Annotated in this window: 13 protein-coding genes and 1 CRISPR repeat array; of the genes, 5 read left to right on the top strand and 8 right to left on the bottom strand. The window is 36.2% G+C overall.

The annotated features are described in order from the left end of the window. Window positions 1-398 precede the first annotated feature (398 nt). Window positions 399-1,829 carry a hypothetical protein gene (locus HZ311_RS09515; RefSeq protein WP_023519021.1) on the top strand — a complete coding sequence of 477 codons (1,431 nt, stop codon included), beginning with the start codon at window positions 399-401 and terminating at the stop codon, window positions 1,827-1,829. Window positions 1,830-2,056: 227 nt separating this feature from the next. Here the strand turns inward: HZ311_RS09515 and HZ311_RS09510 are convergent, their stop codons facing one another. The 6 genes from HZ311_RS09510 to cas9 form a co-directional block, all read right to left on the bottom strand. Then, entirely contained in the window at window positions 2,057-2,413 is a 357-nt protein-coding gene (locus HZ311_RS09510) for a DUF1622 domain-containing protein (RefSeq protein ID WP_019724648.1), read from the bottom strand. Further along, on the bottom strand, window positions 2,413-2,775 hold the full coding sequence (locus HZ311_RS09505) for a DUF1622 domain-containing protein (RefSeq protein ID WP_010736474.1): 363 nt from the start codon (window positions 2,773-2,775) through the stop codon (window positions 2,413-2,415). Before HZ311_RS09505 ends, HZ311_RS09510 begins: the two co-directional genes overlap by 1 nt. A 226-nt stretch (window positions 2,776-3,001) precedes the next feature. Further along, window positions 3,002-3,763: a CRISPR direct-repeat array (repeat unit 36 nt; unit sequence GTTTTGGAAGCATTCAATTCAACATAGCTCTAAAAC). A gap of 86 nt (window positions 3,764-3,849) precedes the next feature. Continuing rightward, window positions 3,850-4,515: a type II-A CRISPR-associated protein Csn2 gene (csn2, locus tag HZ311_RS09500; RefSeq protein WP_041684361.1), complete on the bottom strand. Its 666-nt coding sequence runs from the start codon at window positions 4,513-4,515 to the stop codon at window positions 3,850-3,852. After that, a complete protein-coding gene (gene cas2, locus HZ311_RS09495; RefSeq protein WP_023519019.1) occupies window positions 4,505-4,849 on the bottom strand; it encodes a CRISPR-associated endonuclease Cas2 in 345 nt (114 codons plus the stop codon). Before cas2 ends, csn2 begins: the two co-directional genes overlap by 11 nt. After that, window positions 4,846-5,712: a type II CRISPR-associated endonuclease Cas1 gene (gene cas1 / locus HZ311_RS09490; protein WP_023519018.1), complete on the bottom strand. Its 867-nt coding sequence runs from the start codon at window positions 5,710-5,712 to the stop codon at window positions 4,846-4,848. Before cas1 ends, cas2 begins: the two co-directional genes overlap by 4 nt. Continuing rightward, entirely contained in the window at window positions 5,691-9,683 is a 3,993-nt protein-coding gene (cas9, locus tag HZ311_RS09485; protein WP_178946641.1) for a type II CRISPR RNA-guided endonuclease Cas9, read from the bottom strand. The genes cas1 and cas9 overlap by 22 nt, the downstream gene beginning before the upstream one ends. A gap of 680 nt (window positions 9,684-10,363) precedes the next feature. Between cas9 and HZ311_RS09480 the strand changes: the two genes are divergently transcribed. Both HZ311_RS09480 and HZ311_RS09475 read left to right on the top strand, forming a co-directional pair. Beyond that, window positions 10,364-10,492 carry a hypothetical protein gene (locus HZ311_RS09480; RefSeq protein WP_010736477.1) on the top strand — a complete coding sequence of 43 codons (129 nt, stop codon included), beginning with the start codon at window positions 10,364-10,366 and terminating at the stop codon, window positions 10,490-10,492. A 46-nt stretch (window positions 10,493-10,538) separates the two neighbouring features. Continuing rightward, window positions 10,539-12,233 (top strand): oleate hydratase, encoded by a 1,695-nt coding sequence (locus HZ311_RS09475; protein ID WP_062805806.1) that lies wholly within the window; start codon window positions 10,539-10,541, stop codon window positions 12,231-12,233. 94 nt (window positions 12,234-12,327) lie between these two features. Here HZ311_RS09475 and HZ311_RS09470 read toward each other — a convergent pair whose 3' ends face one another. After that, window positions 12,328-13,170: a hypothetical protein gene (locus HZ311_RS09470; protein WP_178946640.1), complete on the bottom strand. Its 843-nt coding sequence runs from the start codon at window positions 13,168-13,170 to the stop codon at window positions 12,328-12,330. 248 nt (window positions 13,171-13,418) lie between these two features. Between HZ311_RS09470 and HZ311_RS09465 the strand changes: the two genes are divergently transcribed. Then, window positions 13,419-14,552: an alcohol dehydrogenase catalytic domain-containing protein gene (locus HZ311_RS09465; RefSeq protein WP_062805808.1), complete on the top strand. Its 1,134-nt coding sequence runs from the start codon at window positions 13,419-13,421 to the stop codon at window positions 14,550-14,552. 27 nt (window positions 14,553-14,579) lie between these two features. Continuing rightward, complete coding sequence (locus HZ311_RS09460; protein ID WP_010736481.1) at window positions 14,580-14,906, top strand: YrhK family protein; 327 nt, start codon at window positions 14,580-14,582, stop codon at window positions 14,904-14,906. Window positions 14,907-14,927: 21 nt separating this feature from the next. On the opposite strand, the gene HZ311_RS09455 is transcribed toward HZ311_RS09460, so the two are convergent. Further along, on the bottom strand, window positions 14,928-15,386 hold the full coding sequence (locus tag HZ311_RS09455) for a GNAT family N-acetyltransferase (protein WP_175401355.1): 459 nt from the start codon (window positions 15,384-15,386) through the stop codon (window positions 14,928-14,930). Window positions 15,387-15,493 lie beyond the last annotated feature (107 nt).

Raw genomic sequence — 15,493 nt, 5'->3', positions numbered from 1 at the left:
AAATTTTTTTAATAACATATCTTTATATTTCTTACTTTGAAGACAAAAAAAATAAAGTCTGATTATTCTGTATTTTTAGCTCAAAAAAACGAACGATGTGACTAAACTCCCTATCTAAGAATGGTTCAATTTATTGATTATAACGTTTAAGTCACGAACAAAAAAAAAGAAATCAAATGTACTTATTCGTTGAAAAATATTCATATTTGTTTTTTCTATTTGGTTCTTTTTATCAATCAGTTCCCAATTTTTTTAATTAAAACAGATACAATAACAAAAATAAGTAAATTTAGCATCTTGTTTGCTAAGAAAGATTGGGTGATAGATGCGTATCTACAAAAAACATGGCATAATAGCTAAGTGCTTGTGCATGACTATACAAATAGGGAGGATTCCCCATGATTGAACATTATCTTGAGAAAAATCTCTTACGCCAACTCTTTCTTTGTGGACAGTTTTATGTAAATAAGGAAGTCCATCTTCCAACGACAGCTACTTTGTTACATGTTTGTCAAACCACTCTGTTGAATGATATCAAATCATTAAGTAGAGAATTGAGCGACCAAATCATTTATCAATCAAAAGAAAAAGAAACCTATTCTTTATACTTCGCACCAACAACTTCTCGCTTCCAATTGATGCAACGACTCTCTCGGCCGTCTTTATTTTTAAAAACTTGCCTTCTTTACTTAGAAGATGAACCAGATTATATCCAATTGACCGAACTCGAATTTGTTTCAGTCAGCAAAGCTTACGCATTGAAGAAACAAGTGTTAGACTACTTTCAAGCATGCGATATCGCCATTGAACATCATTCCCCTCACTTTACTGACATCGAAAGACGCTTGGTTTTGCTAAATGTGAGCTATCGGACAGGCACATTGCCTGACCTCTCTCTTCCTTGCTCCTTTGATGTCCAAGCGCAAGAGTTTATTCAAGCAGTCACGAAAAAAAGTGGGCGGATCTATGATCGGGATACCCAAGAGATTTTGCAAACAGGCTTTCTGATCAGTCTGTTCTATCAAAAAGACGCCCCGCTATCAATCGATCAATCCTTCATCGATGAAATCAAAAAGAGACCGATTTATCATTTCGTTCTTGCAGCTTGGGAAGAAAGTCCGTTTAAGCAATTTTTTCAACCAAATGAATTTTATTTTATTCTGATACTCTTCAATTTATGTGATTATGGATTTGATTCTTATGAAGCAATCGAGCAGGATTTTGCCCAACTGCATCAGGTCTTTATTGAAAATAATCCAGAGACAAAACAATTGATCCAACAATTTGAACAACATTTTGATCATGCTTTTCTTGGAAACAAAGCTTTTGAACGTGCTTTGATACGTATTTTGCGTTCTGCTTGGAAAAACTATCAATTGTTCTTACCTGAAAAATTTCATTTATTGACCGATGAACAACGAGAGTTATTTGAAGAAGTAAAACGGATCGTTAGCGATTGGAGCCATGCACTTCCTTATCAATTAAAGATCAATCCAAATTGTCTGCGGTCATTCGTTATTGAATTGACTGGCATTTTACGCTTAGATAAACAAAAATTAACTGTGCGGATCGTGACCAACTCAGATATCAAATACCTGATTTATCGCGAAGCTTTAGAGGCTGTTACGACATGTGACATTTCCGTCGAGCCAATGATTTATAAACAATTAAGTAAAGAAGCTATCGATTTTGTGGCAGCCTCATCTAACCGGCTGTTGTGTGAACGTACACTCTACACACCTGTGGCCTTGTCCATGGAACAAATTATTCCAATCTCAGTCGAAACAGTGGAACAAGCAATTATACTGCTTGTAAAAAGTAGTTCATGAGGAAGGCATACTTTCGTAATAGTAACTCTTGCACACATTTATTCTGTCGTATAAAGTGTGTGAAAAGCTAGACAGTTCCATAAAAAAAGCTAGAAAACCAAAAATTCATCCTACAAGATTTTAGCTTTTCTAGCTTTTTTATAATCGTTACTTTCTGAAAAACTATTCAATTTTAAGAGACGTGATCACTAATATCATTTACCCATTCTGCCTATGATGATGCAAACTTAGACATCTGCTGGGCCGATTTCTTTATTCAAGAAGTAAGAGATGATCGTACGAATCACAACTAATGCGGCCAACTGAAAAATATCTTGTAATGTCGGTTTGATGATCGACTCGATGATCCCAGCAGAAATCAATATCTCTAAACTCAACAAGATATACCCACCCAGCATTTTTTTGATGCCATTATTTTGATGAATCCGTTCATTTTGTTTGAATGACGGATTCAAGGAATCTTTCAAAAAATCTTTGATTGAAAGAAAGCCTCCCCATAATAAGACCACAATGGCAAAAATATCTAAAATCAAGACCAACCATTCAAGATATGGATAAAGCAGTGTCATCCAACTGATCTCCATCAAACTTCCCTTCTTTCATGCGATACATGACTCGCAATTTCTAAATTTAAGAAATAAGAGATGATCGTGCGAATGATAATGATCAATGCTAATTTTAAAATGTCTGTCCAAGTTGGTTTAATGACAGATTCGATGAGATCTGCCACGATCAGTACTTCTAAACTCAACAAAATGTAACTAGCTAGTAGTTTTCGAATATCCGCATTGCGCCGATTACGTGTCGCATAATCTTTAATCAATGGACGTTCCAACATCAAATTTTTTAAAACTAAAAAAATTCCAACCAACAAGACTAAAATCGAGAAAATATTCAAAATCGCAGTCACCCATTCCAACAAATGGACCAACGTTTCACTAAACATCTTTACACCCCACTTTTTCTTCTACTCCTATCCTACTAAGAGTAAAGAGTTTCGTCCAGTTTGAGCAAAAAAAGAAAACACAAGTGTCTGTGTTTTCTTCTGACTCTGTACTTTTTATTAGTGAATCCCACTATCATCTTTTTACTGAGATCCAGTATAGCTAGTAATGGCAGACAATTCAACATAGCTCTAAAACGACTTTTTAGGATCATTAATGAAGTATGTTGTTTTGGAAGCATTCAATTCAACATAGCTCTAAAACTGAATGGAGAGAACTAGACGGCTATATGCCGTTTTGGAAGCATTCAATTCAACATAGCTCTAAAACCGAGATTTTATCATTGCTTCAATCAATGGGGTTTTGGAAGCATTCAATTCAACATAGCTCTAAAACCTATACCAGCTACACGCCAGTCACTTGCCCGTTTTGGAAGCATTCAATTCAACATAGCTCTAAAACAATTGGATTGCCTTCGTCGTCAAGTACATCGTTTTGGAAGCATTCAATTCAACATAGCTCTAAAACGTTACGTAGTCACATGCACCAAATAATTTAGTTTTGGAAGCATTCAATTCAACATAGCTCTAAAACAGACAAAGTTTTAACGTATATTGATAACCAGTTTTGGAAGCATTCAATTCAACATAGCTCTAAAACCTACTGTTGCTGGTTCAATTTCATCAATTGGTTTTGGAAGCATTCAATTCAACATAGCTCTAAAACATATAAGCCTACTTTATATCAAGATGAAAAGTTTTGGAAGCATTCAATTCAACATAGCTCTAAAACGAAGCTTTCCACTCCTTCAATATCAGCACAGTTTTGGAAGCATTCAATTCAACATAGCTCTAAAACAAAACCTTTAGTAGTGAAGAAGAAACTTGAGTTTTGGAAGCATTCAATTCAACATAGCTCTAAAACGCCTTGTGATGTGGCGTGTGTTGGTGGTGTGTTTTGGAAGCATTCAATTCAACATAGCTCTAAAACCTCGTAGAAAAAATTTTTTCTGACAAAGTTTCGTAATCGCGCGATTCGTTCATAGCAAAACTTCAGAATTGAATACTTATTTTCTTTTATTCTACCATACTACCATCTATTAAAAAATAATCATTATCTAAGATTGTTTGTGTGATTCCTGCAATTTTTCTTGGTTCGATAAAAAGAACATCCATGTTACATAAAGAAATATAAGATCGTATTTCTTCTATTTCTTTCAACGTTAAATACGAACAAACATTGATAAAGATTAATAGTTTCTTTTTTGTCAGATACTTAAATACTTGTAAAATCTCGATTATTTTTTCATAAATCGTATCACTCGTCGTTTCTATTTTGACTCCTAACGCCTTGAATAATTCTAAAATCGTGATCTCATCACTTTCCAAGTCCATCTCATGGTCTAATAATTCATACTCAATCAGTTCACTGATCGTATCTGTCAATTTAGTGATCATCGACTTCACTTCTGGCTTTTCGTTCAATTGTCTTTCTAAATCTGAATAAATCAATTTCAGTGTCGCGGCTGAATTGATGTCAAAGCCCAAAATATCTGTTATCATCATCAATTCGCTTTCTTTAATCGTTTCATGCCGTTCATTGAATAACTTCACTTCACCATTTTCTTTATAGGTGTACAGCTGTTGGATCATTTTAGCAAACACCGTCACGTCTTCTATGATAAAAAAATTCGCATGCTCAAATTTCATTGGCTGATCAAGTAATGAAAAATTAAGATTCATCATTGAACTCCTCTCCTAAAAAGATCACTCGGTCATCTAGATTCCCGATACTTTGATCTTTTTCACCAGTCAAATAAATCATTCGACCAAATTGCTTTTCTGTTACTGTAAGGATCGTGATCAACCCTTTCTTAGGATTATTCCCTTTTAAACGACCGATCATTACCTGATTGGCGGTATTGTTAAGCAGGAGTTTACTATAGACGGAAAACTGATGCATGATGAAGCCTTCACTGATCAAAAATTTTCGAAAACGACGATAAGCTTTGCGGTCATCGACGGTTTCAGTTGGCATATCGAACATTAATATCATTCTCATATAGCGATAACTCATATTCCGAAGTGTGGAACTCCTTTCGCTTCTTTATTTAATGCTTTGATTACTTTCTTTGTATAATCTGCAACGATATTTGTCAGGAACATCTCTTTTTTCTCATAAGAATAATTCGTTAAGAACAGATCGAATAATCTGCGTTTGATTATTGGAAATTCTTTCTCACGTACCTCGTACACGATTTGATCGACTAATGGGCGAAACGGCTCCATTAAATCACTGGCTAAGTTAAAGTCATTAAACTGATTGGCATGTTTCAACCCAAATTGAGTCATGCAACCATTCTTGACGATTTCTCGAGCAAATAGACTCATCAATAAAGTATATCCATAATCTAATCCAGCATTGATTGCATTGTCTGCTTCTCTAGTGAATTTATTTCCAAACAATGTTTGGAAATAAATTCTGGCTGCATGGCCTTCTCGATTGGTTGGATCTAGTAATTGTAAACTGGCAGTCAACTGAGCAATTGCTTCTGCTTTTTCAGTAAATAAACGCTTTTCTAAAAAACGTTGCTGATTGTTGATTTTCTGTGTGATGATCTCAGTCCAAACACTCGCTTTGTCATCTTTCTTCCATTCGATTTGCCGAGTCAATTGTAAACTGCTATCATGCCGACTATAAAATGGCTGCAATTTTGCAGTAGGTAATCGTTTGTCATCACAGAACAAGACAAGGACTTTTTCATCCACTAAACGCTTGAGCAACATTGTAGTAATCGTGATATCCGTAGTTTCTAATAATAGAACATCGATTTCTGACAAGTGGATTTTTTCTGTTCTTTCTGCGTTCCTAAAAATCAAATGATTGTTTGTATAGGTCAATTTTGAATGTGTATTGATTACAAGCGTTCTCCATCCCATAACTTCCTTACCTCCACTCGCCTTTCATATAATCCAGTAACCGATTGGTAGATAATGGTTGCTTCCCAAATGTCGGTCAAACTCTTATATCTTTTTAATATCTTAATATCAAAAAACTTAAACTCAACAGAAGCACCAAATAACGTAAATTTCAATAAAGATAAAATAGCATCTATCATTTCTTTCAGATCTACCTCTTTATTTTTTTCATAGGCAACTTTTATTTTTTCAAGATGTTGAGGAGCCAAAATATAACGCACCCCAAAGTCAGAGATAAAATCAAAAATGTCATTAAACCCTTCTTTATGCGCATTGACATAATCAAAACTCACTTTATGATTGATTTCATCGTAATGTCTTGCATGATAAAGCAATGTAACTAGATTTTCAGGTAAAATCAATGAGTTAGCTTTTTGCGTTTCTTGATGACTCGCAATCATTCTCCGATATCCACCTTGTGCTTCGAATAATATATATTTAGGCAATATCAGCCATTGTTTTACGCCCTCATAGCCTTTTGTTTTTAGAAACTCTCGTGGGTCTTGTTCGAATCTCAATTGTTCCATAACGGTAATTCCTTCGATTCCTTTGGTTACCTTCTTCTGTTTTCCTTTTTCAAAGATAAAAATCACCGTATATGCCACAAGTGGGCTACCATAGCCACCATATTTCAAAGGATCTAATGATGCTTTTCTTGGAATTAGTTTTTCTGGATTCGCTTTTGAATTAATTGTTTCCTTATAGAATCCACCTTTTTGTTTTTCTACTTTCTTAACGATATTCACTTGGTGTGCGCCAATCGTCTTCTTGATTGTTGAGAGATCACGTTTTTTATTCCAAATCACTTCACCTTGCTCATCACAAATGATTTCTTCACTTTCAAAAAATTTCATGATATTAGAATAGAATTCTTTTTTTGCAGTTGCTTTATTGATCTGGTTGATATCCCCTTTGATATAACTTCCGTAGACAAATTCTGGTGCCAACTTAGGATATTTTTTTAGTAAAGTCATTGCGACTACTCCGTTTAAATAAGCGTCGTGGGCATGGTGGTGATGATTGATCTCTCTCACCTTATAAATATCGAACATCTGACGGAATTGGCTTGTCAACGTTGATTTCAAGGTAATGATACTTGTTTTCTCAGTCGCACTTACTTCTTCTGGTAAATTAAAATGCTGATGTAACAGATTGGCAACATGTTTCGTTATCTGTCTTGTTTCGACTAACTGGCGTTGGATAAATCTTGCCTTGTCTGCCTCGGTCAGATTTTGTTTTGTAAGATTGGCTAGTTTTTTGTCACTGATCAATTTTGCTTGATGTAGCTTTTCCCAATGTGATCGCATTCTTTTGACAACAAGTGGGTCCGGGGCATTATCTAACTTTCCACGATTGACTTTTGATGAAACTAGGACCTTATTATCTAAAGAATTATCAACAATAAAACTTCTAGGAATAATATGGTCAATATCATATTCTGATAAACGATGAATCTCTAGTGGTTCACCTGTATACATATCTTTTCCATTTTGCAAATAATATAAATACAGTCGATCTTTTTGTAGCGCTTGATTATCTGTTGGATAGTCTTTCAACAATGGACTGTCGATATTCTTCAATGCTTCTTCTAAGGCTTTTAAGCGGGGTCTTGAACGGCTTGTTCTTTGATTCTCACGTGCCATTTCAATCACTATGTTCTTAGGTGCCTTACCGATGATACCAATGATTTCTTCGACGATTTTGATACTTTGCCAAATCCCTTTTTTGACCGCAGGACTTCCTGGGATAGCCTTCACTTGATCAAGCAATACGTTTGAGTCGCTCATGATCAATTCATTAGCAATCGTTTCTTTAAACGAAAGATGATCATCATTGATTAGTTGCATGAAATTTCGATTACGATTGCAAGGAAAATCATCATCATCGATCAAATAATCAAGAATGGTTTTCCGGGACTGCTTCTCTCGCATTCCTTGGATCATTTTTTCCGATAGCCGTCCCCAACCAGTATAATGTTTTTTTGCTAATTTCTTGATAGCTGGAAGACCTAAGACAGTTTCGTACGGTTTCAGTTGTTCCCTAATCATTTCTCTGTCTTCAAAAATCGTCAAAATTTTGATAATTTCTTCAAACATCGTTGTCATATCGGGATCATCTAATAATGTATCCATCTGATCTGATAATTTCAACAAATCATGATAGGTGCTATAAGAAGCATTGAATGACGTTTCAATTCCTTTGATTTCAGTTGAATCGATCTGCTCGTTCAACTCTAAAAATTTCCTCAATTGTTTTTCTGTTACTCTTGGATGTTGCTTGAACAACTCGTTAAAAATCTTGCGTTTTTGTTCACTTGAAAAATAGTGAGATTTGCCACGTTCATCCGTATAACTGACTTTTGTCAATTCATTGAAGATCATGAATCTTTGATAAATCAAACTTTGTTTTGGTAAAACTTTTTCCTTTGGTAAATACGTATCTTGATTTGTCATTCGCTCAATAAATTCAATGGCTGAATTTTCTTTATCAACCACTTCTGCAAAATTCCATGGAGTGATTTGGCTCGGACTCTTACGTTTGATCCAAGCGAAAGGACTTTGACCTTCTTGTGCCAACGGTCCTACGTAATATGGGATTCGAAACGTCAGTAGTTTCTCGATTTTTCCTTGTGCCCCTTTTAGAAAAGGATAAAAACGTTTCTGCCGATCCATAATTTCTCTCATTTCAACTAAATGGATTTGATGAGGAATCACCCCATTTGCAAAGGTACGTTGTTTCAATAGATAGATCTCTAGATCAATTTTTTCCATGATTGATTGGCTTTCCTCTAATCCAGCTAGTTCTGTTCTTAGAAATTTATAAAAATCTTCTTGTGTCGCTTTCCCCTTGACATACCCAGCGTATCCATTCTTACTGCGATTCTTAAAGGAATCATCGTACTTTTTAGGTAAGTCTCTACGGACTAGTTCTTTTAATTGTTTAAGGTCTCGTTGGTGCTCTTCAAAGCGCAACTTCATATTCGCAGACAACTTAGCTTTCGTTTCATCATCTGACTTAGAAAGGATTTGCGAAAGTAAAATCGCATCATACACACCCTTCGCTTTTAAAAATAATTCTGCATAATCGTCACTTGTTTTTTCTAGCAGTTCATTTAAATCCTCTTCATAACAATCACGAGTAAAATTCAACTTCATTTCTTCTTCTAAATCAAACGTCTTTTTAAAATTTGCTTGATTTCCGACCATTAGTTTAAGGAATTGAGCAAAATTTCCAGTACTTTTTTCAGATGGATAATAAGCTAATACTTTTTCCACTCGTTTTGCCTTAGATAGCCGCTCTGTCAAAATAGGGACAGCATCATCCAAATCTCCTATAGGTTCTGGAAAGAACTGTTGGTATGCTTGTAAAAATTGCTGATAATTTTCGGTTACCGAGGTATTTTCAGTATCTAATTCTCCTTCAAACAAAAAGTGCCCTCTGTACTTCAAGCAATGGGCAATCGCTAAGTACACTAAACGAATATCTGCTTGTTCTTTTGAGTTTGCTAGATCATGCCTCAAATGGTAGATGGTCGGATATTGACGATGATAATTTTTTTCCTCCGACAATGTAGCAAAAACAGGAAACTTAGCAAATCGTTTGTCTGCTTCCACACGATCTCCTTCTTCTAGCCGAGCAAAAAAATTGGGATCTTTTTTATGTATCTCTTCTGCAAAAATATCTTGTAATGCTAAAACTCTTTGACGTCTTCGTGCGATCCTACGACGGTTCGTTCGTTTGATCCGTCGAAATTGTGCAGTTTTACCTTCTTCGAATAAACGTGCACCCCAAAAATTCTTTTTTATTTTCTTTCTATTCGAGTCTCCTTGAATACTCATTTTTCTTGCGACTAATCGATAATCATCCGTCAACACTGCCCATCCAACCGAATTTGTCCCAATATCTAATCCAATCGTATACTCTTTTTCCATACTTAAATCCTCACCTCTCAACATGATAAAAAAACAAAATCAAAAATATTGTTGTAAGTCTGACAATCTATGCTATAATAAAACCATTGGTAGCATTCAATTCAATATAGCAAGTTAAAATAAGGCTTTGTTCGTCATCAGCTTCTAGGAGCAAGCGCTGTCTCGGCGCTTTTTTTGACTTCATCCGTCTAAAAACTATACAAAAACAACTATGATACCCTTTTCATTCATCCTATCACACTCTTTTCTCAAAATCATCATAATAATAAAAAAAACCAAAATGACTGATCCTAGTTGATTATCCACTGGAAGAATATTTTAAATAATCAAACCACCTTTTTTTAAATAACAAAAATGAGATTCAATTACTTGTATCTATTAGTCGATGAAACATATTCTTTCTCTCTAAACCAGAAACTACGAAGTTTTTTCAAGAAATCAGCAAATGTTGGTTCTATTTTTTTCAGCCATTATCTCTTTCCCCTTTTTTGCCTCAGTGATCGTCACTAATTCTTCTTTGATTCATTTAACATTTTCTTACACTTTATTGTGAAAAACAGACACTTCCTCTAAACTGTCAAAAATCCAGGTTGCTTCCTTACCCTATCATTTGGCTTATTTTTCTAAACGCTTTATGCTTTGAAGTAGAAACAGTTCACAAACCAAAAGGAGGTTTTTTTATGAGCAAGAAATGGTTGAAAGTAGGCATTGGCTTAGGACTAGTCGCTATAGGTGCTGTTTATCTTGGCAAAAAAACAGGCTTACTAGAAGATGATCGTCACCTTTATGATGAATTTGAATCCATCTAGAAAAATCGCTGTGAAAATGAATTGGTAAATATTGGAGGAACGCATGATGCAAAAAAAGAAAGCAATTATGATTGGTGCAGGAATCGCGAATATGGCAGCTGCTGTTTATTTGATCCAAGAAGGCAAATGGCGTGGAGATCAAATCACTTTCTACTCCTTAGATGACCATGGATCAAATGATGGCGCTCCTGTGGACACAGTGACTGATGAATATTGGAACAAAAATCACCCATTAGAAAATCAAAAAGGCTACGTTGCACGTGGTGGACGTATGCTGAATTACCGTACGTATGTCGATTTGATGGATCTACTCAGTCGTATCCCTTCTGCCACAGAACCGGGCATGACAGCCGAAGAAGATACACGAGATTTCGATGCCAAACATCCGACATTTGATAAAGCTCGCTTATTGGAAGGTGGCAAGGGAATCGTTGATGGCGGTAAATTAGGCTTCAATAATAAAGATCGCGTATTATTAACGAAACTAATCGCCATGCCTGATTCAGAAGAAGAAAAATTAGATAATGTGACGATTGCTGAGTATTTCAAAGATGATCCCCATTTCTTTGAAACAAACTTCTGGTTTATGTGGGAAACGACTTTTGCTTTTCGAACACGTAGTTCTGCACAAGAATTACGTCGCTATATGCACCAAATGATTTATGAGTTTACTCAAATCGAGCATTTAGTTGGGGTCAATCGAACACGCTATAATCAATACGAAAGTATTATGTTGCCACTGATCAATTATTTGAAAGAACAAGGTTGTAAAATCATTTTGAATCGTCGTGTCGTTGACTGGGAATTCAAAGAAACAGCGATGCAAGATGAAATCACTGTGACTGGCTTGAAGATGATCAATACAAAAACACAAGAAGAAGAACATGTCGTTGTTGATGGAGATACTGGCGTATTATTTACAAATGGTTCGATCACTGATTCGGCAACACTTGGCGACTACGAAACACCCGCAGAGGAAAATATGGATTACGGTGCTGCTTCGAGTTTGTGGAAAAAAGCCAGTGAAAAATTCTACAATTTAGGCAATCCAGATAAATTTTTCGCAGATCGTGATGCAAGTGAATGGGTCAGCTTTACGTTGACAACGAAAAATCATGTGTTGCTAAATGAGATCACACGTATCACGACACAAGAACCAGGTAATGCGTTGAATTCATTTATTTCAACAACACCGATTACCCCACTTGGTCAAAAAGATGTCAATATGTCTATCGTCGTGCATCACCAACCGCATTTCACTTCACAAAAACCGAATGAAACAGTGATTTGGGGCTACTTCTTGTATCCAAGACGTCGTGGTGAATTTGTCGACAAAGAGTATATTAAAATGAACGGAAAAGAAATGTTAGAAGAATTACTTGGTCAGCTTTCAAAAGTTGATCCTGGTCCAGTAAACATTCGCGAAAAAGAAACCGAAATCTACGATAGTGTCATCAATAATATTCCAGTTTACATGCCATATGCTTCTGCCTTATTTAACAATCGTGCGAAAAGTGATCGACCAAAAGTCATTCCTAAACATTCAACAAACCTTGCCTTTACTGGTGAGTTCGTTGAACAGCCTTATCAAATGATCTTTACCGAACAAAGTGCTGTTCGTTCAGGAGAAATTGCGGCATTCCATTTTGCAGGTATTCCAATGTCACGTTTGGTGAAAACACCACGTTATGACAAAGATATCCCTACGTTGATGCGTGCAGCGAAAAAAATGTTTGATTGAGGTTCACTAAAGGAATTCACTTTCCTGTGCTACTTCAGTCCTAAAACAAAAGTCCTCCACCTATGGAAATAGGAGGAAGACTTTTGTTTTTTCGCTATTTTTGATTTTGTCCGACAGTTCTTTTTTTGTTTTCTCTTTTTGCAAGGAGCCATGCGAAGGCGCCCACAACAATCTCACTTCCTCCGATCAATAAAACAATCAGGGTAAAGTTAGTGAGATATATTCGCATCAAGCCTTGAAGTGACTCCATTTGCTCCTCCGTCTGCAAAATCTGCGCATAGTATAAAGTTGCGGCAAATGCTAGACTTATCAGTCCAGCGCCCATCAGACTACACGCAAATTTTTTGATACGCGAACGGATAGAGCCTGGATTGAAATAAATGAACCCTGCTAAGATCAATAAGCTCACACTCACAATGCCCCAAGCATAGTGAAGTACCTGGTGGCTCAGGTCATTGATTCCTCGAATAAAAAGATGCAGATAACTTGGTTGGACACTTCGTTCAAAGATCCCGCCGATCATATGTAAAGCGAGTTCTTCTCCCGCAATCCCTTCTTCAATATTGATCTCATGTTCTGTTTTATATGTATGGATCGTCTCTTTGATATGTTCTTCCAGCTCCGTTTCTTGGATCAAGCTTGGTTGCTTGTCACGATAAGTTTCTTTGACAAAATGCTCGATATTATTTTTGACTAATTCCTCAGATATACTGTCGGCAAGCACCTCTGGAGTGACTCTTGCTTCTTGGTGATAGCTCTGGACACGACCATTGATCTCTTTCGTTACCTTTTGTATGTAGTTTGCTTGTTTGATTTGTTCATTCATAAATCCTTCATTTGCTAAAGACGTATAAAAAAGTCCGCCAATCGACAAAAAAAAGAGCCAGACTGTACACACAACTCCTATAATTATTTTGATTAATCGACTATTTCTCATTTCTCTCCTTTCCTAGGTCAGCACAAAAAATTGTTCTTTTACGTTTTATTTTGTTGAAAATCAACTACTATAATTATAACTTTCAGTCAATAAAACTACAACTTCCTTTTTTCGTCAAAAGTTATTTTATTGTTTTAAACTAAAACTAAAAGCGCGTTTCATTGTGAAAAAAAGTAACATTCCCTTAGAATGAGTTTATAAATAACTATCGTTAGTTTTATTAACGAAAACAGGAGAGGAGCACTACGATGAAAGCAGTCACTTGGCAAGGAAAGCAAAAAATGGAAATTAGAAATGTTGATGATCCAAAAATTTTAGCACCAACCGATGCAATCATCCGTATCACTGCGACAGCGATTTGTGGATCTGATCTCCATCTTTATCACCATGGGGAATCCGTTATGGAAAAAGGCTATGTCGTTGGACATGAACCTATGGGGATTGTTGAAGAAGTTGGTTCTGAAGTGAAAAAGTTAAAAAAAGGACAACGTGTAGTTATTCCTTTTAATATTAGTTGTGGTCATTGCCATTTTTGTACAAACCATATGGAAAGTCAGTGTGATAATTCCAATCAGGAAGAATTATACGGCGGATTATTCGGTTTTGGTAAATTGAACGGAAATCACTGGGGTGGGCAAGCAGAGTATCTTCGGGTACCTTTCGCCGACTCTACGTCATTTATCGTTCCAGATAATGATTTACCTGATGAAAAAGTTTTATTTTTATCTGATATTTTACCCACCGCTTATTGGAGCGTTGCAAATGCAGGGGTTAAAAAAGATGATACAGTCGTCGTCTTAGGTTCAGGTCCTGTTGGTTTATTTGCACAAAAATTTGCTGTGATGGCAGGAGCAAAACGTGTCATTGCGGTCGATCCAGTCAAACACCGATTAGACAAAGCAGTCCGCTATAATCAAATCGAAACCTATCTATTAGACGATGTGAACCAAGCCGGAGATGATTTATATGAGTTAGCTCGTGGCGGTGCAGATGTCATCATTGATTGTGTCGGAATGGATGGTTTAGAGCCAACAAAAGAAAAAGCTAAAAATTTAGTTAGCTTACAAAGTGGAACGATCTCACCTATCCAAATGGCTGCTAAAGCGGTCAAAAAATTTGGTACAGTGCAAATCACTGGTGTTTATATGACACCTGCTTCTTCCTATCCACTTCAAGAATTCTTTATGCGCAATATTGACGTCAAACATGGGCAAGCACCAGTTGTCCATTTGATGCCAAAAATTTATGACATGATTGCAGAAGGACTGTTTGATCCAACTCAAATCATCACTCATTCGATGCCGTTAGAAGAAGCGGCTCGAGCATACGAGATTTTTGATAAAAAAGAAGATAAAAATATCAAAGTTGTCTTGAAACCGTAGAAATAAAAACTAGTTAGGTGATTTTATATGCCAAGAATCAAACGAAATACCCATGATGTCGAGATTGGCAAAGAAGAAGATATTGAGATCCGCGGACGGCGTTTTCGCTTGTATTTCCAAAATCGTTACACATTGATTTCTTTAGCGGTTGATTTACTCACAGGGATTTTTTATGTCTTAGGGAGTATTGCTTTACTCACGAAAATCCCTGATTATTACAGTAATTACTTGTATTTAGCAGGCGCCATCTTCTTGACCACTCGCCCCATCTTACGTATCGTGCGAAATGTCTTTATTTACGATGAAAAGAAACAACGAAGAGAACAAGCGAAAAAAGAGAAGCATGAGATTTGATTCAACATCTCATGCTTCTCTTTATGTTGTTGTAGTGATTTGATACAACCGGGCAGTTGTTCCACCTTCTTCCTTGACCATAGTTAAAAATGAACAATCATATCGTTCATAAAAAGAAGTGTGGTCTGTCATCAAATAAAGTTTTTTGAATCCTAATCGATGCATCTCTTCTCTGGTTTGTTCTAATATCCATTTTGCTAATCCCTGATTCCGATGCTCCGGTTCAACATATAAAGTACACAGATTAGGTGCTAAATCTGGGCGGTCGTGGAAGTCATTTTCGATGACACCTGCTCCTCCAACGATTGCACCTTTTTCATCGAGAATGACATACCATTGAGGAATACTTTCCTTCTCGATGATTCCAGTACGTATACTTTCCGCATAAACCTCAGCAGGAATGCCCCACTTTGAGGAAAACCAACTTGCGGTTTCTTCCAGTAATTCTGGGTGTTCATTTAATTTGATCCATTGATACATATTCAACTTTTAAACCTCCATTCATTATTCATGCGTCGTGTAAAACAGATGCCTAAGCATGTTTATCTATGTTTGAATTTTTGCTTCTTCTTCCGACCTAAGCTAGA

Source organism: Enterococcus mundtii (assembly GCF_013394305.1).
In the GTDB taxonomy this organism is placed as follows: domain Bacteria; phylum Bacillota; class Bacilli; order Lactobacillales; family Enterococcaceae; genus Enterococcus_B; species Enterococcus_B pernyi.
This window is presented reverse-complemented; position numbering and strand designations above follow the sequence as displayed.